The following is a 25,316-nucleotide window of genomic DNA, read 5'->3' on the forward strand; positions in this document are numbered from 1 at the left end:
GCAGACATCGCGATCTGCGGTGGCGTCGAGAACAGGATCGAAGCGGTGCCGATCGCAGCGTTCGCCCAGATGCGCATCGTGCTGTCCACGACCAATGACGACCCCCCTGGTGCTTGCCGCCCCTTCGACCGGGATCGCAACGGCTTCGTGTTCGGCGAGGGTGGCGCGCTGATGGTCATCGAGACCGAGGAACACGCCAAGGCCCGCGGCGCCAACATCCTCGGCAGGCTGATGGGCGCCGGCATCACCTCCGACGGATTCCACATCGTGGCGCCGGACCCCAGTGGCGAGCGCGCCGGGCACGCGATGACCCGCGCCATCCAGCTCGCGGGCCTGACGCCCGATGACATCGACCACGTCAATGCCCATGCGACCGCCACCAGGATCGGTGACGTGGCGGAGGCCAAGGCGATCAACCGCGCGGTCGGAAACTCGGCGGCGGTGTACGCGCCGAAATCGGCTCTGGGCCACTCCGTCGGCGCATCCGGCGCCGTCGAGTCCATCCTCACCGTGCTGGCGCTGCGCGACGGCGTCATCCCACCGACTCTCAACCTCGAGAACCTCGATCCCGAGGTCGACCTGGACGTCGTGGCCGGTGAACCCCGGACCGGAGACTTCCAGTACGCGATCAGCAACTCGTTCGGATTCGGCGGACACAACGTCGCGATCGCCTTCGGCAAGTACTGAGCCCACCCACGACCCAAAACCCCGCCCCGAGAGGAACACCGCAGAATCCATGGCACTCAAGACCGACATCCGTGGGATGCACCACGAATACCCCGACTACTTCGAGGTCGGGCGCGAGAAGATCCGCGAGTTCGCCGCTGCCATCAAGTGCGAGGACCCGGCGAGCCTGGACGAGAAGGCCGCCGCCGAACTCGGTTATGCCGGCCTGGTCGCTCCCGCCACGTTCATGACCCTGTTCGCGATACTCGCCCAGAAGGACTTCTTCAAGACCGTCGACGTCGGACTCGAAGAGATGCAGATCGTCCAGGTCGACCAGAAGTTCGTCTACGGCAGGCCGGTGATCGCGGGCGACAGGCTGTGGTGCCACTTCGACATCGTCTCGGTGCAGGAGCGGTTCGGCGCCGACATCGTCGTGAGCAAGAACACCTGCTTCCACGACGACGGTAACGTCGTGATCGAGGCGTACACGACGTTGATGGGCCAGCGGGGTGAGAACTCCGCGAAGGTCGACTTCCTCTAACCGCGGGCGTCCGGGTTCTCCAGCACGATCGCGACGCCCTGTCCCGACCCGATGCAGACACCGATGACGCCGTAGCGCGCGTTGCGCTCGCGCAGTTCGGTGGCCAGTGTCAGCACGTAACGAGTTCCAGTGGCACCGAAGGGATGCCCGATGGCAACGGCTCCCCCGTTGGGCGTGAGCTTGTCGTCGGGAACGACGAAGCCGCCCAACTGATTTGGAAGTTCGCGCAGGACACCGAGCGCCTGGGCGCTGAACGCCTCGTGCACCTCCCACACGTCGATCTGCTCGGGCGTCAGACCGGCGCGGCGGATCGCCAGGGGAATCGCCCACGCGGGAGCCAATCCCATGTAGAGCGGGTCGATTCCGTAGACCGCCGAGGACACCACGCGGGCCAGGGGTTCGACGCCGAGCTCGGAGGCCCGCTCCCCCGACGCGAGCACGATTGCGCTGGCGCCGTCGGTCAGCGGTGTCGAGTTGGCCGCGGTCATCTGAGTGGTGCCTGGCTGGGCTGGGAGCTTCGCCAGCGACTCGGCCGTGGTGTCGTCGCGGATGAACTCATCGTGGGAAAACACGACTTCCGGCGTCTTGCGGGTCGCCGGGATCGTCACCGGCATGATCTCCTTCCCGAGTCTGCCGGAATCCCGCGCGGCCTTCGCGTGCCGTTGTGACCGCAGTGCGAACGCGTCGATCTCCTCCCGGGACAGCTCGTATCGGTCGGCGACATTCTGCGCGGTCTCGATCATCGCGATGTAGGCGTTGCGGGCCAGCAGGGCCGGGTTCGGCGGGCCACCCGCGCCCGCCCACATGGTGTCCAACATGAAGACCGGTCCGCGGGGGCTGAAGGCCGCGTCCCCCTTCATCAGCGCCCAGCCCGAGCGGGACATCGACTCGACGCCGCAGGCGATGCCGACACCGAGGTCCCCGGCCTTGATGGCGTGAGCGACGTTGATCGTGGCGGACAGCGACGAACCGCAGAACCGGTTGATCGTGGCGCCCGCGACACTGTCGGGGAAGCCCGCCGCCAGCGCGGCCCAGCGGCCGACGTCGCCCATGCCCTCGTGGGCCGGGTTCACGCAGCCGGCGACGATGTCCTCGACCGCGCCCAGCTCGACACCCACTCTCTCGCAGGCGCCCTTCATGGTCATTCCGAGCAGGTCGTCGGTGCGAATATGCGACAGCATGCTGCCGTATCGCGCGAACGGAGTTCGCACGCCGCCGAGAATGAACGCTTCAGCCATCTCGCACCGCCATTTCGTGGACCGATCGGTTCGGATAGCCTGACCCGAACGCCCGGAGGTGTCAACCGTATCGTTCACAGGACAGCCGCATCCCCGAAACCACCATGGAAGGCGACCACATGCCGGACGGCCAAACGACCACGCACGCAGACCTTTTCGATCTGACGGGCAAATCTGCCCTCGTCACGGGTGGCACCAGGGGCATCGGGATGATGATGGCCCGCGGCCTGCTGCGGGCGGGCGCCCGCGTCCTGATCAGCTCACGCAAGGCCGATGCGTGCGCCGAGGCGCAGAACCAGCTGTCCGAGTTCGGCGACGTGCGGGCCATCCCCGCCGATCTCTCCAGGCACGACGAGTGTCAGCGCCTCGCGGACCTCGTCACCGCCGACGGCGACGGCCTCCACATTCTGGTCAACAACGCGGGCGCCACGTGGGGTGAGCCGTTGGAGACGTTCCCCGACTCGGCGTGGGACAAGGTCATCGATCTGAACCTCAAGTCACCGTTCTGGCTAGTTCAGGCGTTGCTTCCCGCTCTTCGTCGGGCAGGCACCGCTGACGACCCCGCCCGCGTCATCAACATCGGCAGCATCGACGCGATCCACGTCAGCCAGCTGCCCGTGTACTCGTACGCGAGCAGCAAGGCCGCTCTGCATCAGCTCACCCGAATGCTCGCCCGCGAGCTGGGACCGCAACACATCACCGTGAATGCGGTGGCACCGGGACCGTTCCCGTCGAAGATGATGGCGGCGACCCTCGATGCGTTCGGCGACGCGATCGCCGCGGCGGCCCCGCTTCGACGGATCGGGCGAGACGACGACATGGCAGGCATCGCCGTGTTCCTGGCCAGCCGCGCGGGGTCCTATCTGACCGGGACGGTCATCCCCGTCGACGGCGGCATAGCGACGACGGCGTCAGGGACCTAAGCGGCAGCCGGATCGGTCACGGCATCGCCGGTGCGGGACTTCTTCTGCCACGGCCAGCGGCCCGTGATCTCGAGTTCCAGGGAGAAACTGAGGAACGTCCGGATCGCCACGATGCCCGCCAGCACGGCGACACTCCGCGCGTTCGGGGTGACCGCCACCGTACGGATGATGTCGGCGGCGACCAGGAACTCCAGGCCGAGGAGGATAGACCGACCGAGCTGCTCACGGAAGACCCGGTACGTGTCAGTCGATCTCCGCAACAGCCGGCCAAGCGCGATCCCCGCCGCCACGACCGCACCGATCGCGATGATCGCCACGCCGACACCGTCGATCACCGTGCCGACGAGTTCGACGCTCTCGATGAACCCCACGACAGGAGGCTAACGGCCTGGCAGTGCTCCGACGCGGTTGCGGCGAACGTGTGCGTGTCGCCGGACCACGAGTGTCAGCATGGTATCCGTGAGCACCAGCGAGCAGCGAAACGGCGTCGACCTGACCAACCTCGACCAGGAGCTGACCCCGGATGCGGGTGCGACGAAGCGCGATCTGGTCGACTATCTGGATGCGGTAGCGGAGCGGATGTTGCCCGGACTCGCCGGGCGCCCGCTCACGGTCTTGCGTGTGCTGCGAGGGCGGCCGCCGTTCATGCAGAAGAACGTGCCCAAGTACACCCCGGACTGGGTAGCCACGGTGCCCATCTGGGCGGAGGCCTCCAAGCGGGAGGTGCACTACGCCCTGTGCGACGACCGGCGGACGTTGCTCTGGTTGGCCAATCAGCGGGCCGTCGAGTACCACCCAACGTTGGGACTGGCCGAGAACATCTATCGCCCAACGCATTTGATACTCGACCTGGATCCACCGGGTGACGACGACTTCGCGGCGGTGGTCGCCGTCGCGCATCTGGTCCGCCGAGCGCTTGCCGACAGCGGACTGGCCGGAGCGGTGAAGACCAGCGGCGCCAAGGGAATTCACGTCTTCGTCCCGATCGACGACGCGGCACCCGTCGAGGACGTGGCGGCGGCGACCCGTGCGCTGGCCGCCCGCGCGGAGGTGCTCGACCCCGAACTGGCCACCACTGCATTCATCACCGAGGATCGCGGCGGCAAGGTGTTCGTGGATTCCACCCGGTCCGGTGGGGCGACCGTCGCCGCCGCCTACAGCCCGCGACTGCGCCCTGGCACGCCGGTGTCCTTTCCGCTCGACTGGTCGGACCTCGACCGGGTCACACCCGGCGACTTCACCGTCCACACCGCTCTCGACGCCATCGTCGAACGCGATTCGTGGACCGAGTCGATGCCTGCGCCGCAACGTCTTCCGATCGACCTGATCGAACAGGGTCGAACCATTCCCGTGGCCCGGGTGGCCGCCATGCACGAGGGCAAGCGCCGGGCCCGGGCTCGAAGAGGTCAGTCGGCGACGTAGAACAGCCGCTTGTTGGCGAACTCGTCCATCCCCAGCGGTCCGAGTTCGCGCCCGAAACCGCTTCGCTTGACACCACCGAACGGCACCTCTTGGCCTTCGTTGGCCGGCGTGTTGACGTTCGACATGCCCGACTCGAGCCGCTGCGCGATCTTCTCCGCACGCTTGGTGTCCGTGCTGAACACCGCGCCGCCCAACCCGTAGTCGGAGTCGTTGGCCAGTGTCAGCGCCTCGTCGTCGTCGGCGACCGAGTACACCACCGCAACCGGACCGAACAGCTCCTCGCGGTAGGCCCGCATCTCGGGGGTGATGCCGGTCAGTACTGCGGGCGAGTAGTAGGCCGCGGGGCCTTCGCCGAGCACGCCCCCGGTATGCAGCGTCGCGCCCTTCGCGACGGCGTCCTGCACCTGCTCGTGCAGTGTCTCGGCGGCCCGGCGCGACGACAACGGCGAGAAGGTGCCGTCGGCGGCCTCGGCCGGATCGCCGGGTTTGAGATCCTTTGCCCGTTCGACGAGCTGGTCGACGAAGCCCTCGAAGATGTCGTTGGTGACGATGATGCGCTTGTTGGAGTTACACGCCTGGCCGGTGTTGCCGATCCTGGTGTCCCACGCGAGATCTGCCGATGCCTTGACGTCGTCGGTGTCAAGCACCACGTAGGCGTCGGACCCGCCGAGCTCGAGCACGCACTTCTTGAGGTTCTTGCCTGCGATCGCCGCCACCACCGAACCGGCCCGCTCCGAGCCGGTCAACGAGACGCCGACGACCCGGCGGTCACCGATGATCTGCTCCACCTGCGCGTAGGACACGAAGGTGTTCTGGTACACGCCCCGCGGCACCCCGGCCTCGTCCATGATCTCCTGCACCGCCAGCGCCGACTTCGGCACGGACTCGGCGTGTTTGAGGAGGATGGTGTTGCCCAGCACCAGGTTCGGGGCCGCGAACCGCGCGATCTGGTAGAAGGGGTAGTTCCACGGCATGATGCCGAGCAGCGGTCCGATCGGCAGCTTCTGCACGTAGGCCTTGCCCCCGGCGAACGTCTTGATCTGCTGATCCGAGGCCAAGCCAGGACCCTCCGTCGCGAAGTAGTCGAAGATGTCACCGCAGAAGTCGGCTTCGTCCACCGATTCGGGCAGCGGCTTGCCCATCTCCTCGGTGGCGATGGCTCCGAGTCGGGCGGAGTGCTCCTTGAAGAGCTCTCCCACCCGGGCTACGATCCGCGCCCGCTCGCCGATGGGCGTGTCCCGCCACGAGCGGTATGCCTCCGCGGACGCTTCGAGCGCTGACTCGACCTCGGCATCCGAGGCGAAGTCGAACGCCTGCCCGACGTCACCGGTGGCTGGGTTGACGACGCGGTACGTGGGTTGGGCCGAGACGGTGGCGGTCATGACATATCTCCCTTGACGTGAATTAACCCAAATCTAGCCGGGAACCCAGCGCATGGGTGCGGGCTTGCGGTGACCAAAACGGGGTATGCGGCCAACAGGGACGGTGAAGGACGGCGATCGGATTGCCGTGTAGCTACCGGAGACGTCCAGCCTTTCGAAGCCCCAGGAGTACTCATGCCATCCGCCCGCAAACCAGATCAGACCGCCCCCCGACCCGCCAGTCCGACCCGTGTGACCGACGGCCAGGTCCCCGATCCCCATCCGCGAGCCCAGTCCGGTGCCTACTTGACGACTGCCGAGGGCCTGCGACTTCCCGACACCGACCACTCGCTGAAGGCCGGCGCCCGGGGACCCACGCTGCTGGAGGACTTCCACCTCCGGGAGAAGAAGATCACCGTCTCCCCTGCACTCGTGCAGCTCCTGGCCGAGCCGGGACCGATCGAAGGCCGCGAGATCGGGATCATCGCCGACGCTGGTTCCGACCTCGCGGGCACCGCCAAACTGGTGAAGGCGACTGCGGCCCTTGGTGTCAAGGCGTTGGTGGTCGCTCCGGTCGGCGGCGTGCTCAAGTCGGGTCGGCGCAACGTCACCGTCGACCGGACGCTGGCGACGACGCGATCCATCGAGTTCGATGCGCTCGTGGTGGCCTCGGGAACCACACCTACCGCGGACATCAAGCTCGTCGTCCTGCTGCAGGAGGCGTTCCGGCACTGCAAGGCGGTCGCAGCGTGGGGTGACGGCGCCGCGGTCCTCAAGGCCGCCCGGATCCCCAAGGGTCCCGGCATCGTGGTGGCCGACGACGTCGACAAGGTCTTCGTCGCAAACCTGGCCAGTGCGCTGGGCCTGCACCGCGCCTGGGACAGGGCCCCGAAGGTGATGGCCTCCGCCGTCCCCCCGGCCATCTGAACGAAGGGACGAGACGGATGACGGTGACCCGAGATGTGGCAGCGACCCGGCAGCGGGTGTGGGACGTGCTGGCCGACGGCTGGAGCTACTCGGGATGGGTGGTGGGCAACAGCCGGATCCGCGCGGTCAGTCCGGACTGGCCCGCGCCCGGGTCGCGCATCCTGCACTCCATCGGCGCGTGGCCTGCGGTAATCGACGACGAGACCGTCGTCGAGAGCTGCGAAGCCGGCAGCGAGCTGGTGTTGCTGGCCAAGGTGCGCCCCGCGGCGCAGGCGCGGATCACGCTGCGGCTCAGCGACATTCCCGGCGGGTGCAGCATCGAGATGTCCGAGGTCGCGGTCTCGGCGCCGCTGCGCTGGGTCCCCGACGTGGTGCAGATGCTCGGCGTGGCGCCACGCAATCGCGAATGCACCTGGCGGTTGGCGATGATCGCCGAGAAGCAGGACCCGACCGCGTTCACAGACGACGACAAGAGGAGTTCCCGATGAGAGCAGTGACCTGGCACGGCAAGCGCGACGTCCGCGTCGACACCGTCCCCGACCCGAGGATCGAAGAGCCGACCGATGCCATCATCGAGATCACGTCGACCAACATCTGTGGGTCGGACCTTCATCTCTACGAGGTACTCGGCGCGTTCATGAATCCCGGCGACATCCTCGGGCACGAGCCGATGGGGATCGTCCGTGAGGTCGGTGCCGCGGTGACCAATTTGGCGGTGGGCGACCGGGTCGTCATTCCGTTCCAGATCTCCTGCGGCAGTTGCTACATGTGCGATCAGCAGCTGTTCACGCAGTGCGAGACCACTCAGGTCCGCGACCAGGGCATGGGTGCCGCGCTCTTCGGTTACTCCGAGCTGTACGGCGAGGTCCCCGGCGGTCAGGCCGAACTCCTGCGCGTGCCCCAGGCGCAGTTCACCCACATCAAGGTTCCCGACGGACCGCCGGATTCGCGGTTCGTGTACCTCTCGGACGTACTACCGACGGCCTGGCAGGCCGTCGCCTATGCCGACATCCCGGACGGCGGCTCGGTGACCGTCCTCGGGCTGGGTCCGATCGGGGACATGGCGACCCGCATCGCAGCCCACCTCGGCTACGACGTGACGGCCGTCGACCTGGTACCGGAACGCCTGGCCCGCGCCGAGGCTCGCCGCATTCGCACGGTCAATCTCGCCGATCATCACGACGGCCTGGGCGACGTGATCCGCGATCTCACCGACGGGCGCGGCACCGACTCGGTCATCGACGCGGTCGGAATGGAAGCCCACGGGTCACCGGTCGCCAAGATCGCTCAACAGGTCACGAGTCTGCTGCCCGACGCGCTCGCCAAGCCGATGATGCAGAAGGCAGGCGTCGACCGACTCAACGCCATCTACGCGGCGATCGACATCGTGCGCCGTGGCGGCACGATCTCGTTGAGCGGCGTGTACGGCGGCATGGCCGACCCGATGCCGATGCTCACCCTCTTCGACAAGCAGATTCAGCTACGGATGGGGCAGGCCAACGTCAAGAAGTGGGTCGACGACATCATGCCGCTGCTGACCGACGACGACCCGTTGGGCGTCGACGCCTTCGCCACCCACACGATGCCTCTCGAGCAGGCGCCGCACGGCTACGAGATCTTCCAGAAGAAAGAGGACGGCGCCGTCAAGATCATTCTCAAGCCTTGACGGCCTTCTTGAGGTCCTTCGTGGCCGGGCCCTCGAGCAGTGTGCCGTCCGGGGCGAACCGCGATCCGTGCAGCGGACACTCCCACGATTCGTCGGCATCGTTCCAGTTGACGATGCCGCCCAGATGCGGACAGACCGGGGACAGAACGTGCTCGACGCCGTCGACCGTGCTAGTCGCCTGCAGATGCCATGGTGGCCCGCTGACGACGCCGCACCCCTCCGGAGCGCGATCGGAGGATGCAGTCAGTGGGGCGACCCAGCCCTTGGCGAGGTTGAAGGCGACCTCCAGATTGGCCTGCGCTGCCGTCGTGATGCCGGACAGTTCGTGCGGGCTCCAGCTGGCGAACGCGCCGGCCCAGTCGATGCGGCCACCGAGGATGCGACTGGCGAGCGCGAGCGCGGCGGCGGGCCCGTTTGACATGCCCCACTTGTCGTAACCGGTTGCCACACAGATGCTGTCGAGTCCGGGAAGGAGTGCGCCCACGTACGGCAGTTCGTCGGCGGGTGAATAGTCCTGAGCCGACCAGAAGTGCGTCTTCATCGCCCCCGGGTAGTGCAGCATGGTCCACGTCGTCAGCTCGTCGAGCGCTTCGGACGGGCTCTTCTCCCGGCCGACGGGGTGGCCCGCGCCGCCGACGATGAGCACCTCGCCGTCCGCGGTGGGGGCGTAGCGCACGGACCGGGTCGGGGAGTCGGTGGAGATGTACATCCCCCGGGTGATGTCTCCCGGCACCTCGAAGGCCATGCAGTAGGACCGCTGGGCCTTGAGTCGGGCGAAGAATCCGCCACGGTCCAGTATCGGCACTCCCGTCGCCAAGACGAGTTGCTCTGTCCTGACGGTGATTTCGTCGATCTCCGAGGTCCGCACCTTCAGACGCAGGTTCGCGCCGAGACCGGAGACGCGCTGCACGCGGGCCCCCTCGGCGACTCGGCCGCCGTGCGCCTGCAGCTCGGCGAAGAGGCTGTCCAACAACGGCATCGGATCGAACTGGGCCTGGTCGCGCAGACGGACGCCGCCGCTGAACGGAAAGGGCACGTCGGCGTCGTCGGCCCATTCGACGTCGAGTCCGGCCGACCTTGCGGCGTCGAGTTCGGCCCGAGCCGTGCGAAGAGCGTCGTCGGACTGCGCGTAGGTGTAGGCATCCTCGCGCTGGACGTCGATCCCGTGGTTCTCGCAGTGCCGCAGCACCCAGGCCTGTCCTTCGCGGTTGCCGTCCAGATACTGGCTGGTCAACTCGGCTCCGTGCTTCGCGACGATCTTGGACAGCTTGGTGCCCTGCAACAGACTGATCTTCGCGGTGGTGTTACCCGTCGCACCCGCGCCGATGGTGCGGGCCTCGAGGACCAGTACGTCCTTGCCCGATCTGGCCAACAGCACCGCGGTGATCAGTCCGGTGATACCGGCGCCCACCACCACCACGTCGGCGGATGGCTCGCCGGAAAGCGGAGCGGGCGAAGCCATCGGTGTTTCCACCCGGTCGGCGAGCCACAGAGACGTCATACGCTGCCCGTACCCGGGAATCACCCTCCGAAACGACTGCGACATCAAGATCGTTGCGCGACCACCGCTCTACCTGAAAAATGGCGCCATCGACAGCACCGGCTGCCGGGTCGACGAGTCGATCGCCAATGGCATGCTGATGGCGATTCACGGCATCGATGCCGACCGGGCCTTCGACATGTTGCGCAAGGAATCCCAGGACAAGAACGTCCGGCTCAACGTGGTGGCCACCGACTTCGTCCAGCGGCTGAGCCAAGGCGCCGAGCGTCCGGCAGTCTGAGCCGACCGCGGCATCTCACCGCCGTTATCGCGCCTACATCTTCGTGTAACGCGCCATCACGAAGCTGTAGAACCCGTAGGTGATGATGCCCATGCCTGCAAGGACCAGGAGAACCACCCCATAGGGCTGGGCGCCGAGCGCCTTGAGAGCACCGTCCAGGCCGGTGGCCTTGTCCGGCTCGGAACGACTCGCCGCGACGATCACCAGTACCCCGGCCCCGGCGATCGTCAAACCCTTGGCCACGTAGCCAAGCACTCCCAACCTGACGGCCAGATCGCCGGACTTGCCCTTGAGATCGTCGAGAAAGCCGCGGGTCACGCCCTTGTAGACGTGGTAGGCGCCCACGGCGACGATGATCACTCCCGCGGCGATGAGAGCCACTGTGCCAGCACCGGATTGCATCAGCCGAGCACTCATCGTCGAGTTCTGCTTCGCGGAGGACTCGCCGGCGCCCCGAGCGAATCCGAACGCGGAGTACGCGAACGCGAGGTACACGACGGCGAGCGCGAAGGCCTTCGCTCGATCCGATGTCTCTGCCAGTGCGCCTTGTGCTTTCGGGTCCGTCGCACGCCCGAGCGCCGTCTCGACGAGCCGCCACAGAGCCATGAATCCGAACGCGGCGGCGGCAATCCACAGCGCGATGTTGCCGCCGCGTTGGCCGGCGACGGCCGCCAGCGCTCCAGACGGGTCCGCGTCACCGCGGCCGCTGCCTAACGCAATCCGGATGGCGAGGTATCCGATGACGAGGTGCAGGAGGCCGCTCATCACGTATCCGGCGCGGGCGAGTCTCTCGAAGACGCCATTCTGCGCGAAACGGGTGACGTCGGAGGAAGAGTTCACCACGTCGGCCTCAGATGGTCGCTGGGCGAACGATGAACTCGACACCGGCATTGATCGCGGGGCGATGCCGCAAGATGCGGTAGTGCGCGAGCCGGCCGAGTCCGCGGGTGGTCACCAGGCTTGCTCCGGGCCAGACCTCGACGATCCGCTCGCTCATCTCGTAGGGACTGTCGGGGTCGTCGGGATCGTGAACGACCAGAAGCGGCATCGCATCGTTGATTCTGCCTGCCACGCGGGAGATGTCGGTATCGAACAGCGGGGTGCCGAGTCGTCGGCTCAGTCGGCGTTCAAGTCCGGCCCGGATCCGAGGTCCGAAGCCGTGACGGTCGGCGAAGAGGTCCAGGTACAACGCGAAGTCGCCCATCGGCGCCAGGAACACCATCCGCTCGATCGGTGCGCCCTTCGCCACCGCCAACGCTGCGGCCTTGGCACCGAGCGAGTGTCCAACGACCGCATGCGCAGGCCCGTGGGCTTGCACGATCGCCCGTACCGCTTCGGCGCACTCGACGATCGTGGTTCGTCCCTGCGCCATCTCGCCGGTCTCGGACTCGTTGTGGCTTGGCAGGTCGAAGGCGATGACCCGGTGGCCGGCCTCGACGAGCGGCTTGACGAACACCGCGAGGTGCGCGCGGCAACCGCCCCACCCGTGGACCAGGAACACCGCAGGTCCGGCACCCCACGACTCGCCTGCGACCCGGTGACCATCCCAGAACGCCTCCACGGGCTCCCCCGGTGACACGCCGGGCGGCATGCGCAGACTCATCTCGACGGCCGGTGGCGTGCACCAGAGCTCGACGGCCCATCGCGAGCCCACCGCGGGCGCGAAGCGCTCCAGCAGGCCGAACGCCCTGCGCACACTCGAGGAGACGGCCGGCTCGACGCCAGAGTTCGTCTCGTCCCGGGCGACACCGGTATCGCTACCCATCACCGGCGAATCTACCGCGCGCGGTCGCCGACCTTGAAGGTCCCGTCGCCTGCGATCACCTTCGTCTGCGGAACGGGAGGAAGATGAACCCATGAGCTCGAGGACACCCTGTCGAGGGAGTGGCAAGAACTGGACGGTGAACAATGCGGGCAATCCGATATGTCCGAGCTGTCACCGGGGTCTCAGCACCGTCGCGGGCCACGGTAAGACGCTGCGCAACACGCGAATCGTCCCGCCACACAACCGCCCTGGCCCGCAGGACGCCAAGCAGCCCCGGCGGACGCCCTAGTTCTCTAGTTGCCGACGTAGCCGGAGCCAAGGTTGACGACATTGCAGTAGGCGCCCGTGCCGGCGGCCTTGGGAGCATTGTTGGTGTGCGAGACGACCGTCCGCCCGCCGATGGACACCCGACAGGTCACCGACCCCGGATCACCGCCGGGATGTATGCCGGTGAAGGTCGGCGAACGCGCACTGCCGCCGTAGTCGTACGCGGTCGACCACGGCAGGCCTGCCACGACGACCCCGGGCTCGTCGTTGGCTCCGAAGTACGACACCTGTACGCCGTCACCGAAGGTCCCGGTCAGCTCGAAGACGACGGGAACCGACGCGAACGCCGATCCCGGTGTCACCAGAAGGAGTCCACCGCCGAGCGCCACGACGGCGGCCAGCCTGCCCAACTGACGTAACACGAATTCGACGCCCATGCCTGAATTAGAGCACCGCGAGCAAACTCTGTCAGCCGATCGACCCTGGCTCCTAGTGGCAGGTCCTAGTGGCAGGGAAAGCCCAGGAGGTGTCGGCCATCGTGGATGAATTCGTGAATGTGGGTGTCGCTACCGAACATTGAGGTGGCACCCTGATCGAGTCCCACGAAATAGAGAACCAGCAGTGCGAGGAACACCGTGCCGCTGAGCCAGGCGGCAGCGCGCACGACCGAGAGATCCGGCGTGAGGGCGGACTCTCGGGCAGTTCGTGAGCTCGGTACGGCCATCGCTCATCTTCTCCTTACGCGGCGGATGCCATCGTCGACTATATCCAGCGCGCACTGTGGAATGAAGGCGAATTCGGGTCTTGGCACGCGCGGCATCGACCGCCGCCGAATGTGCACTTCCGACAATTTAAATTAGTGTGAACTATCAAACAGATTTCGCCATGATGACGTGCCTTTCTGGATACAGTCACTGAGCCACCAGGTGTTTCAAGTCGTTGAGGAGACTTCGATCGCCCTCTCCTGCGTCGTGTCGCAGTGTGCTGTGACGTCGACGCGCGAGGCGCGCGCCGACGGTCTGCAACGGACCCGAACCCTGCTCGCGCCGTTCATCCGCATAGTTCAAGGGAGTGTCGATGAGTACCGCCGCGCAGCGTGCCGCCCAACTGGATCTCGTAGCTCGATTGAAGTCCTCCTACCCCGAGTTGCCCGATGCGCCGACGCCGGATCTGCTCGACCACGGCCGGATTACCGCGTATCTGAAACCCGTCCACGACGTCGGCGGCGAACCGGACGCGCCGATGAAGTACGAGGAGAAGCAGTACGAGTCGTGGGAAGAACTGACGTACGTGATCTGCGAGGTGTTGGCGTGGCGAGGGATCTGGCTGTCGGAGGAACGGCGCCGAATGGGCAACGTCGACGTCGGCCGCGCTGAATATCTGGGGCTCCCCTACTACGGTCGCTGGCTGTTGTCCGTGGCTCGAATTCTGGTGGAGAAGCACCACATCGGGCTGACCGAGCTCACCGAGCGAATGGCCGAGGTGAAGTCACGTTACGCCGGCGGCCTGAACGGCAGGTCGATCGAAGCCCAGCCGAAGTTCGAAGGCGACGGGTCACAGGTCAAGCGCAACGCTCACCACATTCACGCGGTAGGCAAGGGCGATCCCCAGGTGTATGCCGGTAAGGCAGGCACGGCCGCGTTCGGGGTCGGTGATCGCGTGGTGGTGCGCGACGAGTTGCCGGTCCTGTTCTACACCCGCACGCCGGAGTACGTGCGCGGCGCCACGGGTGAGATCTCCGCCGTCGCGTATGAGAGCCCGGCTGCCGAGGACGAGACCTGGGACAACCCCGATGCTCCGGCGGAATGGTTCTACGTGGTGCGGTTCAACATGTCTGAGCTGTGGCACGGCTACACCGGGACCGCCACCGACACCCTGCAGACGGAGATTCCCCAGCATTGGCTCAGAGCCGCCAGTTGACAGCAGGCTGTCTCGAGCCTCCAATTCAGTTCTGCCAGAAAGGGCTTGCCATGCCGGAGCACGACCACGACCACGACCACGAGCGCACGGTCGCGCCCATGGTGGACGAGATCACCGACTTCGAAGTACTCGAAGTCGCACTGCGCGAACTGTGCATCGAAAAGGGCATCTTCACCGCTGCGGAGCATCGCCACTTCACCGAGTTCGCCGAGCAGATCGGCCCGACTCCCGCCGCCCACCTGGTAGCGCGTGCGTGGCTGGAGCCTGAGTTCAAGACGCTCGCCCTCACCGAACCGATGACGGCCAGTAAAGAGGTCGGTGTCGACTGGATGGAGCCCACCGGCTTCGGCACTCCCAGCGACTTCACCGCGTTCCAGATCCTCGAGGACACACCCACCCTGCACAACGTGATCGTCTGTGCGCTGTGTTCGTGCTACCCGCGGCCCATCCTTGGCAATTCCCCGGAGTGGTACCGCACCCCCAATTACCGGCGGCGCCTGGTGCGTTGGCCACGGCAAGTGCTTGCCGAGTTCGGCCTCTACCTGCCCGACGACGTCGACGTGCGGGTGCAGGACTCCAACCAGAAGCATCGATTCATGGTCATGCCCATGCGCCCCGAGGGCACGGACAGCTGGACCGAGGACCAACTGGCCGAGATCCTGACCCGTGATTCCCTGGTCGGTGTCGCACTGCCCAAGGTGGGCGTGACGACCAACGTCATCACCGACACGCGCCCGGCCATCCATCCATGAGTACGTCGGAGGATTCAGGCGCGATCCAACGAGCGCCCATCGCACCGCTGCAGCGGATCGTCGAACGCGATCAGGTCTGGCCCAAGATGGCCGCGAAGTACGGGGTCGAAAACCCCATACCGCCGTGGAAGACGAGCTTGGACGGCCTGTGCGACGCTCTCGACCAGGCCTCGTGCAGCACCGACGTCCCCACGTTCAAGGAGCGGCGCGACGAGGAGGACGCCCTCTCGGCGACGTTGTACTCCGACCTGCCCTATCCCGAGAACCAGTTGGTGTCGCTTGCCCACTCCCTGCTCGTCCGCGGCGTCATCAGCGAAGCAGAACTCGACGAACGGCTCACCAGCATCCGCGCCCGCCTGCAATCCTGAGGTCATGACGTTGTCCTCGTGGTGGCGTGGATGACGGCAGATCCGGACCTGCCGACCGACTCAATGCAGGGGTTCGTCCTCGTCAGCGTTACCGCAATCGTTGCGGGTGTGGTCATCGGCTTCGTCGGCGGCGCCTTCCGTTGGTGCCTCGAATCGGCCGATGGGTTGCGCACCGAACTTGCCGACTGGGCACACCGGCTACCCGGGCCGGGCTGGCTCCTACTGATGGCCGCCGCCGCGGCCGGGGCGGCACTCGCCGCACTGATCGTGCGGTGGATACCGCTGGCCGCAGGGAGCGGCATTCAACACGTCGAGGCGGTCCATCTTGGCGATGCCGAGCCCCCACTGCTGCGCCTGCTGCCCGCGAAATTCATTGGCGGAGTGCTGGCGATCGGCTCCGGACTCGTATTGGGTCGCGAAGGACCGACGGTGCACATGGGTGCCGCCATCGGAGCAGAGGCCGCGCGACGTGCCCGGCTGGCCGACCCCGAAGTCAGAATGCTGCAAGCCGCCGTCGGGGGCGCCGGCCTGGCGGTCACGTTCAACGCACCGATCGGAGGGGCTCTCTTCACCCTCGAGGAGGTGACGAAGTCCTTCCGGCTCAGGACCGTTCTCGCCACGGTCTTCGCGACTGCCGCTGCCGTCGGCTGCTCTCGGCTGATCACCGGGGACCATCCTGACTTTCACGTCGAACCGGTTGCCTCCCCGTCGCTTTCGTGGCTTCCGCTGTTCGTCGTCTTCGGACTGCTGACCGGATGCCTCGGTGTTGCCTACAACCGATTGGTGTTGGGATTCCTCGACCACGTCAAGCGGGTGCCACGCGTTCCCGCCGTCGCGAAGGCTGCCGTGATCGGCGCGGTGATCGGGCTGGTGACGTTCATTCACCCGCTCGCGACCGGTGGTGGCGACACGTTGAATAAGCTGCTCCTCGGCGGAAGCGGCATGGCGCTGTCGGCGATAGCCGGATTCCTGGCGCTGCGGTTCATTGCCGGTCCGCTGTCGTACTCCGCGGCCGTGCCCGGCGGATTGTTCGCCCCACTGCTGGCCATCGGCACGCTGTGGGGGGTGCTGTTCGTCGGAGGCTTCGACACCGTGTGGCCGGGCGACCAGACGTCCCTGGCGATTCCGATGGCGATCGTCGGAATGGCGGCGTTCTTCGGGGCTACGGTCCGGGCGCCGGTGACGGCCATGGTCATCGTCATCGAGATGACGGCCACGACGTCGGTGACGGTGCCGATGCTGGCCGCCACGGCCGCAGCGGTGCTCGTCGCAGAACTACTGAGATGCCCACCGATCTACGACAGCCTCCGAGAGCGGATGCCCACCCCCGGGTGAGTTTGCCCGAGGCAAATGAACACACCCGTCTATTTCTCGGCTCCACTACTTCACGGTGGGCGTATGTGTGCTTACACTCACTCCGCTACGAATTAGCTGAGAACTCATTGGCATGACCTTGGGGGATCGGCTTGGGGGGACAACGGAGAAGCTCATGGGACGTCACAGCGCCGCAACCACGCACTGGACACTGGCCACCGCGCGGGTGGCGACATCGGGGGGCGCCGCTCGATACGTCGGCCGCGTCGGCGCGTTGGCCGTGGCGCTGGGTGTCGGGGCGGCCGTCGCCGGAGGCGGCGGGATTGCCCGCGCCGACGACACCACGCACGACTCCCCAGGCGATACGCACAGTGTGCAATCCTCGCCGGACACGAACGTTACGGCCGGCCCGAGTGACACAGTCGGCAAGGACCCGCAGTCCCACGGTTCCCCCAGCTGGACACCCGGGGTGCGGAAGGCGGCGCTGCGCGTGCCGCGAATGGTGCTGGGCGCCAACGGCGGCGCGCGTACCACCACCCCGCGCCCCGGCGGTATCCGGGTGAAGACACCCGCGATCCGTGCAGGCGGCCCGGGGACCACGGCGGCTCGCGCCCCGGTGGGGCGCAATCTTCCAGACCCCGGCGCCGTCGCCAAACCTCTTGCCGCCGTCACCACGCAGGTCGACGATCAGGTCCGTACCGTGGTCCGCGACATCGCCGCAACGCCACGCCACGCCACCCAAACATCGCCTCCAACAACGGATTTGGCGCCGCAGCTCGCCGTATCTCCACACCCTGCGCCCATCGCAACGACAGTCTCGAAACTACTGACCTCCGTCGCCGTCACCACCGGCGCGCGTACCGATGATGCTCCTCTCACCCCGGTGCAGTCCCTGCTGGGCGTGCTGGGCTTGATCAGCCGCGACATCGAGCAGTCGCTCAACAACGCCGTCCATCAGACCAGCCCGACAACCACCACCCAGACCACCCCGGGCCCCGGCGACGTCGTCGACACTCCGTACGGCAGAGTCGGTAAGTGGATGCTGACGTCCGACGGTGAGCAGGTCGCGAACTGGGGCGGACAGATCTATGGCGACAAGACGCTCAGGGAGCCGGTCAACGTCATCATCGTCGACCCGAACTCGAAGACACCCGGGGAGTCCACGGCGAGACTCAACTCGGCCATGTTCTGGTCTGGATTCCCGGCCCAGCCGATTCACAGCACCGGCTTCGACGGCACCGTGCTTGGCACGACGTACGACCAACTGCCAGGAGACGGTACCGAGGCTGCCTATTCCGACCTACCCTTCTTCCTCCCCAACGATCACGCCCGTGTGTTCGGACCCGCTCCGGTGGCTGCGGCGGACGGTACGGGGTATCTGTGGACCGCCGCGGCAAGCACCGAAGTGCCGGGTATCTACGACAACCAGTTCACGCACCGGTATCTCTCGTACGACCTGGCCCGCGACATGCTGGCCCTTCGGCTGATTCTCAGCGGGCAGGCGACGTTCGTCGGCGTCCAAAAGATGGACAACGTCTACAACGAGGGGACAGTATCCACCGGCGATCACGACGGCTACGCCATCGTGCTGCGGCTGAACTGACCCGAGTCATGGCCGCAAAACCGCCCTTGCCTGCGTTAACAGGAGGGCGGTTGTGGCGGTGGCGGAGGGATTTGAACCCTCGGACGGGGGTTACCCGTCACACGCTTTCGAGGCGTGCTCCTTAGGCCGCTCGGACACGCCACCGTCGGGCAGCTTACCGGGAACCCGCCACAGCCCCTAATCACCGCCGAGTGTGCGCCTAGGGCGGAAACTCGGCCGAAAAACCGCCCTGGACGCACACTCGGCGAGGTCAGTGCACCGGCCTCAACGCTGCCTGGCGAAGAACTCCTGCAGCGGCGCCGCGCACTCTTCGGCCAGCACACCGCCTCGCACTTGCGGCCGGTGTGTGAGCCGCCGGTCGCGGACGACGTCCCAGAGTGAGCCGACGGCACCCGTTTTGGGCTCCCACGCACCGAAAACCACCCGGGCGACGCGCGCCATCACCAGCGCACCGGCGCACATCGTGCACGGCTCGACGGTCACCGCCAGCGTCGCGCCCTCCAACCGCCAGCCCTCGCCGAGCACCCTCGCGGCCGCCCGCAGCGCCAGGATCTCGGCGTGCGCGGTGGGGTCGGCGAGTTCCTCACGAGCATTGGCCGCACGCGCCAGCTCGGTGCCATCGCGTCCGAAGACCACCGCACCGATCGGCACGTCACGAGCGCCCGCCGCAGTGGCGGCCTCGAGCGCGAGGCGAATCAGGTCGTCGTCCGTCAACGATCGAGTTTGTCGAGGAACGCCGACATCTCGTCGCCGAAGCCCATCTCCTGCGCGATCCGCGACAGTTGCTCGTCGGCGTAGTCGTCGTCGGAGAGGATGATGCTGAGCACGCCCTCCGACAGGCCGATGTCCGACAGCACGCCGAGGTCGCCCTCCTCGAACGGGTCCTCGTCCTCCAGATCGTCCGGGTCGAGGTCGGCGTCGAGCTTCTCCAGCACTTCCCTGGCGATGTCGTAATCGACCGCAGCGGTCGCGTCGGACAGGAACAGGCGGGTACCCGCAGGTGCGGGGCGCACGATCACGAAGAACTCGTCATCGACGTCGAGCAGGCCGAAGACCGCGCCCGCGCTGCGGAGTTCCCGCAGTTCGGTCTCGGCGGCCGTCAAGCTGGTCAGCGCAGTGCGCCGCAACGACGAACACCGCCACTTGCCGTCTTCGCGGACGACTGCGAGGCCGAATCCATCGGGGAGATCTGCGGCCTGGTTCTGCGCCTGTGCTCGCTGTGCTCCCATGAATCCAACGCTAGTCCCAGATCACGCGCTTTGACCAGCGATCGAGCCCAAGCCCGAAGCCCGCACGGCGCGGCGGTATGCCAACCTTATTGGGTGGCTACTCCGGTGTGCGTACTAGGCCTTGGATTGATTGGCGGTTCAGTGATGCGGGCCGCGAAGGCCGCCGGCCGTGAGGTCTTCGGATACAACCGGTCGATCGACGGCGTTGAGGCCGCGCGTTTCGACGGGTTCGACGCGACCGCAAGTCTCGGCGAGGTGCTGAAGCGTGCCTCCGCAAGCGACGCACTGATCGTCCTCGCCGTACCGATGCCTGCGCTGCCGATCATGCTCGAGCACGTTCGCGAGTCGGCGCCCAACTGCCCGCTCACCGACGTGACGAGCGTCAAAGTCGCTGTCCTGCAATCAGTTCGGGAGCACGGGTTGCTCGACCGATACGTCGGCGGTCACCCGATGGCGGGCACCGCGCGCTCCGGCTGGGCGGCAGGCGACGAGAAGCTCTTCGTCGAGGCGCCCTGGGTGATCAGCGTCGACGACCACGTCAACGCAAAAGTGTGGGCCGAGGTCATGCAACTGGCCCTCGACTGCCACGCCGTCGTCGTCCCCGCACGTTCCGACGAGCACGACGCCGCAGCCGCAGCCATCTCACACGTGCCCCACCTGTTCGCCGAAGCGATCGCAGTTACGGCAGCCGACGTGCCTCTGGCGTTCGCTCTGGCCGCGGGCTCGTTCCGCGACGGCACCCGGGTCGCCGCGACCGCGCCCGACCTGGTTCGCGCGATGTGCGAGGCGAACTCCGACGAGCTGCGCCCCGCACTGGACCGCGCCATCGGTCTGCTGTCCCGCGCCCGCGATGGACTGGCGACGACGGGCTCGGTGGCCGACCTCGTCGAATCGGGGCACGGGGCCCGCACGCGCTACGACAGCTTTTCCCGGCCGCAGATCACCGTGACCGCCATCGGCGAGGACGGCTGGCGTCAGGAACTGGCCGCCGCGGGACGCGCAGGCGGGGTGGTCAGATCCGCTCTGCCAATCCGGGGTAGTCGAGGATGAATCCGTCGTCGTCGACGGTGATGGTGGTCTCGGCGACCGGCGAGCGCAGCTTGATCCCGGCCTTCGGGTCCGGACCTTCGCTCGCATAGGAGATGACCACGGTTTCGACCGTCAGTTCCGGTAGCCGGACGTAGACCACGGGCAAAGCGATCTCGTCGCTGCGCTGGTACAGCCCGGTACGCCGGATCGGCAGCGCGTTGAAGAACGGGCTGAGCATCACGTCGACGTCCAACGCACCGTCGTGCGTCTCGCGCTTGGTCTGACTCTGGTGGTCCTGGACCATCCACATGTTCTCTTCGTCGCGGGCGATCGAGAGTTGGCGCTCCCGTTCTGCCAGGCTGACGGTCAGCGACAGGCGTTTGGTGGCACCGGCATCATCGGTGACCAGGTCGTAGGACGCGCTGAACGCCGGATGCGACGGCGTGGCAGCGGCCACGATCTGGCCGTAGGCCTTGATGCGGTTGCCCGTCAATGACACCCGCACCGACTCCATTCGAGGAACGTCGTGTGCGCGCCACGTCAGGATCGCCGGCCAGTTCTCCTCTGAGTCAGAGCGGACTACTTCACTCATCCCTCTACCGTAGGCGACGGTCCCCTTGCTTCGTAGCCGCCTCGGGAATGCCCGTCAGATCGTGATGTCGACGCGGTTTCGAGCGCGACTTCATCGCCGAGGAACGGCTGCGGCATCTTCCTGAAGCGGTCGGCGCCCGGCTCGGACAACCACACCGCGAAGGCCAGTGCCGCGTCGAGGATCAGTGCCAATGCGGTGACCACCAATGCGCCCACCAGTGCGAGATAGAACTGGCGCACCTTGATGCCGTCGATCAGATAGCGCCCCAGCCCGCCGAGACTGGCGTATGCGGCCACGGTGGCGGTCGCGACGATCTGCAGCGTCGCGGTGCGCACGCCGCTCAAGATCAGCGGGAGCGCGTTGGGCACCTCGACGCGCAGCAGGACTCTGGACTCGGTCATGCCCATCGAACGCGCGGCGTCCACCACGGTCCGGTCCACGTTGGCGATGCCCGAGTAGGTGCCTGCCAGCATGGGTGGGATGCCCAGCAGCATCAGCGCGACCGTCGGCGGCACCAGACCGAGGCCCCACAGCAGGACGCCGAGCAGCAGCACGCCGAGCGTCGGCAGTGCCCGCAGTGCGTTCACCCCGCCGACGACCAGGAACGTCCCGCGGCCGGTGTGCCCGATGATCATGCCGATCGGGATCGCGATGAGCGCCGAGAAGACCAGCGCGACGGCGGTGTACTGCAGGTGTTCGAGTATTCGCACGGTCAGTCCGGCAGGTCCGCCCCAGTTGGCCGCGGTGAAGATGTAGGTCAGCGCCTGCTGCAGAAAGTTCATCGGGCGCCTGCCTTTGCTCGGCGGTCTGTCTTCACCCACGGCGTCGCGAGCTTGCCCGCGAACATGATCAGGGTGTCCACGACGATGGCGAGCACGAAGATCGCGACGATGCCCGCGATGATCTGGTCGCTCTTGTCGGCCTGATACCCCTCGGTGAACCAGGTGCCCAGCCCGCCGATGCCGATCACCGAACCGACCGACACCATCGAGATATTGGTGACGGCGACGACGCGGAGACTGGCGATGAGTACCGGAATCGCCAGCGGCAGTTCGACTTTCACGACCCGCGTGAGCGGTTTGTAGCCGATCGCAGTGGCGGCGTCGAGCACCGCGGGCGGTACGGCATCGAGCGCCTCGGGTACCGCGCGGACCAGCAGCGCCACCGTGTACAGCGTCAGGGCCACGATGACGTTGGCCTGGTCGAGGATCCGGGTCGGGATGATAAGCGGGAGCACCACGAACAGGGCCAGCGACGGGATGGTGAAGATGATGCTCGCCACCACGGTGGTGAACCGCCGCAGCACCGTGGTGCGATGCACCAGAGCGCCCAGGGGTACCGCGATCAACAGCCCGAGCACCAGCGGCAACAGCGACAACCACAGGTGGATCAGCGTCAGGTCCCATGCCCCTCCGAGGTGGGTGAACAGGTAGCGCACGACCTACCCCACCTCCGGCACACGGCGCTGCTTCTGGAGTGCGTCCAGCACGTCGTCGGCCTTCACGCCACCGAGCAGTTGGCCGTCTTCGCCGACCGCGACACCCAACCCGCTCGGCGAGGACAGTGCGGCATCCAGAGCCAGCCGCAGCGTGCCATGGGGCGAGAAGAAGGAGCCGCCACCCACCGTGCTGTCGTAGAGCGAGCTGCCCTTGCGGTGAACGTCGACGCCATCGCCGTTGATCCACGCGACGGGCCTACCGTCCGCCTTCGTCACCAGCGCCCATTCACCCGATTTGAGCTCGAGGGCGCCGACGTCGGTTTCGACGACGCTGCGGACGTCGTGCAACGGCAGTCCGGTCGCCTGGAAGAACTGCAGGCCGCGGTAACCGCGGTCGTTGCCGACGAATCCCGAGACGAGCTCGTTGGCGGGGTTGGACAACACGAATGCGGGATCTGCGTACTGCAGCAGCTTTCCGCCCTTGCCGAACACCGCGACCTTGTCGCCGAGCTTGACGGCCTCGTCGATGTCGTGGGTGACGAATACGATGGTCTTGCGCAATTCGCTTTGCAGCCGCAGGATCTCGGTCTGGAGATCCTCGCGGACCACCGGGTCCACTGCACTGAACGGCTCGTCCATGAGCAGGATCGGTGGATCGGCGGCCAGCGCCCGCGCCACGCCGACGCGCTGCTGCTGACCACCGGAGAGCTGTGCCGGGTAACGGTCGGCCAGCTTCAGGTCGAGACCGACCCGCTCCATGACGCCAAGCGCGGCCTTGCGCGCGTTGCGACGGGACTCGCCCATCAACACCGGCACCGTCGCGACGTTGTCGACCACCTTCAGGTGGGGCATCAGCCCGGCGCTCTGGATGACATAGCCGATGCCCAGCCGCAGTTTTACCGCGTCGACTCGTGTGACGTCCTTGCCGTCGACGGTCAAGGTGCCCGACGTGGGGTCGATCATCCGGTTGATCATCCGCATCGACGTCGTCTTGCCGCAGCCCGACGGGCCGACGAACACCGCGAGGGTGCCCTCGGGCACCTCCAGTGTCAGGTCATCGACGGCGACGGTGCCGTCCGGATATCTCTTGGTGACGCCGTCGAACTTGATCATCGGTTCTGCTCTCTGCTCTTCGCGCAAGCGTTCATCGTCACCCTCTACTCTTCGCGCAAGCGCTCATCGTCACCCTCTACTCTTCGCGCAAGCGCTCATCGTCACCCTTGCAGGGGCTTGTCGAACCCGTTGTCCTGTACCCACTTACGCGCCGCCTGGTCCGGGTCGATGCCGCTGTTGCCCGACGTCGCGGTGTTCATCTCGATGAGCGCCTCCGTGGTGAGCTTCGCGGACACGGCGTCGAGCACCGTCTTGAGTTGATCCGACATCTTCTGCGAGGCCACCAGCGGAACGACGTTGGCGGCCAGGAAGTTGTTCTTCGGATCTTGAAGGACGACCAAGTCGTTCTGCGGGATCGCCTGCGACGTGCTGAAGATGTCCGCGGCCGTCACCGTGCCGTCGACGAGCGCGCGCACCGTGGCAGGGCCGCCGCCGTCACTGATCGAGACGAAGTTCGCTGGCGTGATGTCCAACCCGTACTTCGCCTTCAGGCCCGGCAACCCCTCGGCGCGGCTCTGGAACTCAGACGGCCCACCGAACTTGACCTCGGGGGAGTGGGCGGCGAGGTCGGCGATGGTCTTGAGGTTCCACTTCTCGGCGGTCGCCTTCGTGACCGCGACGGTGTCCTGGTCGTTGGCGGGCGACGGGGTGAGGATCGACAGATCACCGGGCAACGCGCGATACAGCGCCAGCTCCACCGCCTCCGGATCGGTGGCCTTGGTGTTCTTGTCGAAGTACTGCAAGAGGTTTCCGGTGTACTCCGGTATCAGATCGATCGAGTGATCCTTGACCGCAGGCACGTAGGTCTCGCGACTGCCGATGCCGAACTGCCTTCGGATGTCGAATCCGTTGGCCTCCAACGCTTGCGCGTAGATCTCGGCGATGATCTTGGACTCGGTGAAGTCCGCCGACCCGACCGCGATCGACTTCAGATCACCTGATACCTCACCACCGCCCAGCGGGTTCGAGCTGCCGCAAGCGGCCGTCACCAGAGCCAGGACCGTGGCCACGACGGCCAGAGTGCTTCTGCGCGTGGATCGTCGTACGGGATTCACCAGAACGTCCTTTCGGCGTCACCTGCCTCGTGCGACCCTAACCAGCTTGCCGTCGGATCGCTCGGGTTTAGCTCGGGATGAGCGCACGGTGACGCGTGCGTGACCACCCGGTACCGCTGGTTTCATTCCGATGCAAAAGGGGCAAGGATGAGCCCATGAGCACCGACCCACAGTTCCCGCCCGTCGATCAGGGCGCGCCCGGCCCCCTGGATCCGATTCCCGGCGAGGTTCCCGCGGTCGACGCCGCGTCGATCAAGACCCCGCCGCCAGAGAACGCAGTGCACTTCACCAGGGCCGCGGCCCTGTGGTCGGCACTCATCGTCGGCTTCCTGGTCCTTCTCGTGCT

The 25,316-nt window shown here is 66.6% G+C and carries 29 protein-coding genes, 1 tRNA gene and 1 pseudogene; 15 read left to right on the top strand and 16 right to left on the bottom strand.

Annotation, left to right across the window (positions count from 1 at the left end; genetic code table 11):
* Both QOI01_RS09510 and hadC read left to right on the top strand, forming a co-directional pair.
* The coding region (locus QOI01_RS09510) for a beta-ketoacyl-[acyl-carrier-protein] synthase family protein (protein ID WP_526380224.1) at nucleotides 1-687 on the top strand (687 nt) is incomplete at its 5' end.
* 49 nt (nucleotides 688-736) lie between these two features.
* Nucleotides 737-1,207, top strand: coding sequence for a (3R)-hydroxyacyl-ACP dehydratase subunit HadC (hadC, locus tag QOI01_RS09515; protein ID WP_526380226.1), 471 nt, complete (start codon nucleotides 737-739; stop codon nucleotides 1,205-1,207).
* Here the strand turns inward: hadC and QOI01_RS09520 are convergent.
* A complete protein-coding gene (locus QOI01_RS09520) occupies nucleotides 1,204-2,445 on the bottom strand; it encodes a thiolase family protein (protein ID WP_526380228.1) in 1,242 nt (413 codons plus the stop codon). The two genes, hadC and QOI01_RS09520, sit on opposite strands and share 4 nt — an antisense overlap.
* Nucleotides 2,446-2,564: 119 nt before the next feature.
* Here QOI01_RS09520 and QOI01_RS09525 point away from each other — a divergent pair, with 119 nt between their 5' ends.
* Complete coding sequence (locus QOI01_RS09525; protein ID WP_526380230.1) at nucleotides 2,565-3,368, top strand: SDR family oxidoreductase; 804 nt, start codon at nucleotides 2,565-2,567, stop codon at nucleotides 3,366-3,368.
* On the opposite strand, the gene QOI01_RS09530 is transcribed toward QOI01_RS09525, so the two are convergent.
* On the bottom strand, nucleotides 3,365-3,739 hold the full coding sequence (locus tag QOI01_RS09530; protein WP_526380232.1) for a DUF1622 domain-containing protein: 375 nt from the start codon (nucleotides 3,737-3,739) through the stop codon (nucleotides 3,365-3,367). The genes QOI01_RS09525 and QOI01_RS09530 overlap by 4 nt on opposite strands.
* 88 nt (nucleotides 3,740-3,827) lie before the next feature.
* On the opposite strand from QOI01_RS09530, the gene QOI01_RS09535 reads away from it, so the two are divergent.
* Nucleotides 3,828-4,790 carry a DNA polymerase domain-containing protein gene (locus QOI01_RS09535; RefSeq protein WP_526380234.1) on the top strand — a complete coding sequence of 321 codons (963 nt, stop codon included), beginning with the start codon at nucleotides 3,828-3,830 and terminating at the stop codon, nucleotides 4,788-4,790.
* Here QOI01_RS09535 and QOI01_RS09540 read toward each other — a convergent pair.
* Nucleotides 4,775-6,172 carry an NAD-dependent succinate-semialdehyde dehydrogenase gene (locus tag QOI01_RS09540; protein WP_526380236.1) on the bottom strand — a complete coding sequence of 466 codons (1,398 nt, stop codon included), beginning with the start codon at nucleotides 6,170-6,172 and terminating at the stop codon, nucleotides 4,775-4,777. The genes QOI01_RS09535 and QOI01_RS09540 overlap by 16 nt on opposite strands.
* A gap of 231 nt (nucleotides 6,173-6,403) precedes the next feature.
* Here QOI01_RS09540 and QOI01_RS09545 point away from each other — a divergent pair, with 231 nt between their 5' ends.
* From QOI01_RS09545 to QOI01_RS09555, 3 genes are read left to right on the top strand one after another with little or no spacing between them, the layout of a single operon-like run.
* Nucleotides 6,404-7,078 carry a hypothetical protein gene (locus QOI01_RS09545; protein ID WP_526380238.1) on the top strand — a complete coding sequence of 225 codons (675 nt, stop codon included), beginning with the start codon at nucleotides 6,404-6,406 and terminating at the stop codon, nucleotides 7,076-7,078.
* A 17-nt stretch (nucleotides 7,079-7,095) separates the two neighbouring features.
* Complete coding sequence (locus tag QOI01_RS09550) at nucleotides 7,096-7,566, top strand: SRPBCC family protein (RefSeq protein ID WP_526380240.1); 471 nt, start codon at nucleotides 7,096-7,098, stop codon at nucleotides 7,564-7,566.
* The gene (locus QOI01_RS09555) at nucleotides 7,563-8,744 is read left to right on the top strand and encodes a zinc-dependent alcohol dehydrogenase (RefSeq protein ID WP_526380242.1); all 1,182 of its coding nucleotides are present in this window, start codon (nucleotides 7,563-7,565) and stop codon (nucleotides 8,742-8,744) included. Before QOI01_RS09550 ends, QOI01_RS09555 begins: the two co-directional genes overlap by 4 nt.
* Here QOI01_RS09555 and QOI01_RS09560 read toward each other — a convergent pair.
* On the bottom strand, nucleotides 8,734-10,245 hold the full coding sequence (locus tag QOI01_RS09560) for an FAD-dependent oxidoreductase (protein WP_526380244.1): 1,512 nt from the start codon (nucleotides 10,243-10,245) through the stop codon (nucleotides 8,734-8,736). The two genes, QOI01_RS09555 and QOI01_RS09560, sit on opposite strands and share 11 nt — an antisense overlap.
* A 133-nt stretch (nucleotides 10,246-10,378) precedes the next feature.
* Here QOI01_RS09560 and QOI01_RS09565 point away from each other — a divergent pair, with 133 nt between their 5' ends.
* Nucleotides 10,379-10,525, top strand: a complete 147-nt coding sequence (locus QOI01_RS09565; RefSeq protein WP_526380246.1) for an ANTAR domain-containing protein — start codon at nucleotides 10,379-10,381, stop codon at nucleotides 10,523-10,525.
* 33 nt (nucleotides 10,526-10,558) lie between these two features.
* Here QOI01_RS09565 and QOI01_RS09570 read toward each other — a convergent pair whose 3' ends face one another.
* The 4 genes from QOI01_RS09570 to QOI01_RS09585 all read right to left on the bottom strand — a co-directional run bounded on the left by QOI01_RS09570 (nucleotide 10,559) and on the right by QOI01_RS09585 (nucleotide 13,281).
* A complete protein-coding gene (locus QOI01_RS09570) occupies nucleotides 10,559-11,416 on the bottom strand; it encodes a DUF1206 domain-containing protein (protein ID WP_526380247.1) in 858 nt (285 codons plus the stop codon).
* Entirely contained in the window at nucleotides 11,376-12,290 is a 915-nt protein-coding gene (locus QOI01_RS09575; protein ID WP_526380249.1) for an alpha/beta fold hydrolase, read from the bottom strand. The genes QOI01_RS09570 and QOI01_RS09575 overlap by 41 nt, the downstream gene beginning before the upstream one ends.
* 293 nt (nucleotides 12,291-12,583) lie before the next feature.
* Complete coding sequence (locus QOI01_RS09580) at nucleotides 12,584-12,994, bottom strand: MmpS family transport accessory protein (protein WP_526380251.1); 411 nt, start codon at nucleotides 12,992-12,994, stop codon at nucleotides 12,584-12,586.
* Between the two features lie 65 nt (nucleotides 12,995-13,059).
* The gene (locus QOI01_RS09585) at nucleotides 13,060-13,281 is read right to left on the bottom strand and encodes a CbtB domain-containing protein (RefSeq protein WP_526380253.1); all 222 of its coding nucleotides are present in this window, start codon (nucleotides 13,279-13,281) and stop codon (nucleotides 13,060-13,062) included.
* 353 nt (nucleotides 13,282-13,634) lie between these two features.
* Between QOI01_RS09585 and QOI01_RS09590 the strand changes: the two genes are divergently transcribed.
* The 5 genes from QOI01_RS09590 to QOI01_RS09610 all read left to right on the top strand — a co-directional run bounded on the left by QOI01_RS09590 (nucleotide 13,635) and on the right by QOI01_RS09610 (nucleotide 18,514).
* Nucleotides 13,635-14,477, top strand: coding sequence for an SH3-like domain-containing protein (locus tag QOI01_RS09590; RefSeq protein WP_526380255.1), 843 nt, complete (start codon nucleotides 13,635-13,637; stop codon nucleotides 14,475-14,477).
* A gap of 50 nt (nucleotides 14,478-14,527) precedes the next feature.
* Nucleotides 14,528-15,229, top strand: a complete 702-nt coding sequence (gene scnC, locus QOI01_RS09595; RefSeq protein ID WP_526380257.1) for a thiocyanate hydrolase subunit gamma — start codon at nucleotides 14,528-14,530, stop codon at nucleotides 15,227-15,229.
* Nucleotides 15,226-15,597 (top strand): thiocyanate hydrolase, encoded by a 372-nt coding sequence (locus QOI01_RS09600; protein WP_526380259.1) that lies wholly within the window; start codon nucleotides 15,226-15,228, stop codon nucleotides 15,595-15,597. The genes scnC and QOI01_RS09600 overlap by 4 nt, the downstream gene beginning before the upstream one ends.
* Before the next feature lie 30 nt (nucleotides 15,598-15,627).
* The gene (locus QOI01_RS09605; protein WP_526380261.1) at nucleotides 15,628-16,932 is read left to right on the top strand and encodes a H(+)/Cl(-) exchange transporter ClcA; all 1,305 of its coding nucleotides are present in this window, start codon (nucleotides 15,628-15,630) and stop codon (nucleotides 16,930-16,932) included.
* A 154-nt stretch (nucleotides 16,933-17,086) separates the two neighbouring features.
* Entirely contained in the window at nucleotides 17,087-18,514 is a 1,428-nt protein-coding gene (locus QOI01_RS09610; protein WP_526380263.1) for a hypothetical protein, read from the top strand.
* 53 nt (nucleotides 18,515-18,567) lie between these two features.
* On the opposite strand, the gene QOI01_RS09615 is transcribed toward QOI01_RS09610, so the two are convergent.
* The 3 genes from QOI01_RS09615 to QOI01_RS09625 form a co-directional block, all read right to left on the bottom strand.
* Nucleotides 18,568-18,658: transfer RNA gene (locus tag QOI01_RS09615), tRNA-Ser, on the bottom strand.
* Between the two features lie 120 nt (nucleotides 18,659-18,778).
* Nucleotides 18,779-19,228, bottom strand: a complete 450-nt coding sequence (locus QOI01_RS09620) for a nucleoside deaminase (RefSeq protein WP_526380265.1) — start codon at nucleotides 19,226-19,228, stop codon at nucleotides 18,779-18,781.
* Nucleotides 19,225-19,743 (bottom strand): tRNA adenosine deaminase-associated protein, encoded by a 519-nt coding sequence (locus QOI01_RS09625; protein WP_526380267.1) that lies wholly within the window; start codon nucleotides 19,741-19,743, stop codon nucleotides 19,225-19,227. Before QOI01_RS09625 ends, QOI01_RS09620 begins: the two co-directional genes overlap by 4 nt.
* A 105-nt stretch (nucleotides 19,744-19,848) precedes the next feature.
* Between QOI01_RS09625 and QOI01_RS09630 the strand changes: the two genes are divergently transcribed.
* Nucleotides 19,849-20,793, top strand: a complete 945-nt coding sequence (locus tag QOI01_RS09630) for a prephenate dehydrogenase (RefSeq protein WP_526380277.1) — start codon at nucleotides 19,849-19,851, stop codon at nucleotides 20,791-20,793.
* Here QOI01_RS09630 and QOI01_RS09635 read toward each other — a convergent pair.
* The 5 genes from QOI01_RS09635 to QOI01_RS09655 all read right to left on the bottom strand — a co-directional run bounded on the left by QOI01_RS09635 (nucleotide 20,756) and on the right by QOI01_RS09655 (nucleotide 24,934).
* On the bottom strand, nucleotides 20,756-21,364 hold the full coding sequence (locus QOI01_RS09635) for a putative glycolipid-binding domain-containing protein (RefSeq protein ID WP_526380269.1): 609 nt from the start codon (nucleotides 21,362-21,364) through the stop codon (nucleotides 20,756-20,758). The genes QOI01_RS09630 and QOI01_RS09635 overlap by 38 nt on opposite strands.
* Complete coding sequence (locus QOI01_RS09640; RefSeq protein WP_526380271.1) at nucleotides 21,361-22,146, bottom strand: ABC transporter permease; 786 nt, start codon at nucleotides 22,144-22,146, stop codon at nucleotides 21,361-21,363. Before QOI01_RS09640 ends, QOI01_RS09635 begins: the two co-directional genes overlap by 4 nt.
* Entirely contained in the window at nucleotides 22,143-22,802 is a 660-nt protein-coding gene (locus QOI01_RS09645) for an ABC transporter permease (protein ID WP_526380273.1), read from the bottom strand. Before QOI01_RS09645 ends, QOI01_RS09640 begins: the two co-directional genes overlap by 4 nt.
* A gap of 3 nt (nucleotides 22,803-22,805) precedes the next feature.
* Nucleotides 22,806-23,915, bottom strand: coding sequence for an ABC transporter ATP-binding protein (locus tag QOI01_RS09650; protein WP_526380275.1), 1,110 nt, complete (start codon nucleotides 23,913-23,915; stop codon nucleotides 22,806-22,808).
* Nucleotides 23,916-24,016: 101 nt separating this feature from the next.
* Nucleotides 24,017-24,934 carry an ABC transporter substrate-binding protein gene (locus QOI01_RS09655; protein WP_526380279.1) on the bottom strand — a complete coding sequence of 306 codons (918 nt, stop codon included), beginning with the start codon at nucleotides 24,932-24,934 and terminating at the stop codon, nucleotides 24,017-24,019.
* Between the two features lie 191 nt (nucleotides 24,935-25,125).
* Here QOI01_RS09655 and QOI01_RS09660 point away from each other — a divergent pair.
* A pseudogene (locus QOI01_RS09660) lies at nucleotides 25,126-25,316 on the top strand (LapA family protein); the annotation flags it as partial.

It is taken from the genome of Mycobacterium sp., from assembly GCF_032162605.1.
Classification (GTDB): domain Bacteria; phylum Actinomycetota; class Actinomycetes; order Mycobacteriales; family Mycobacteriaceae; genus Mycobacterium.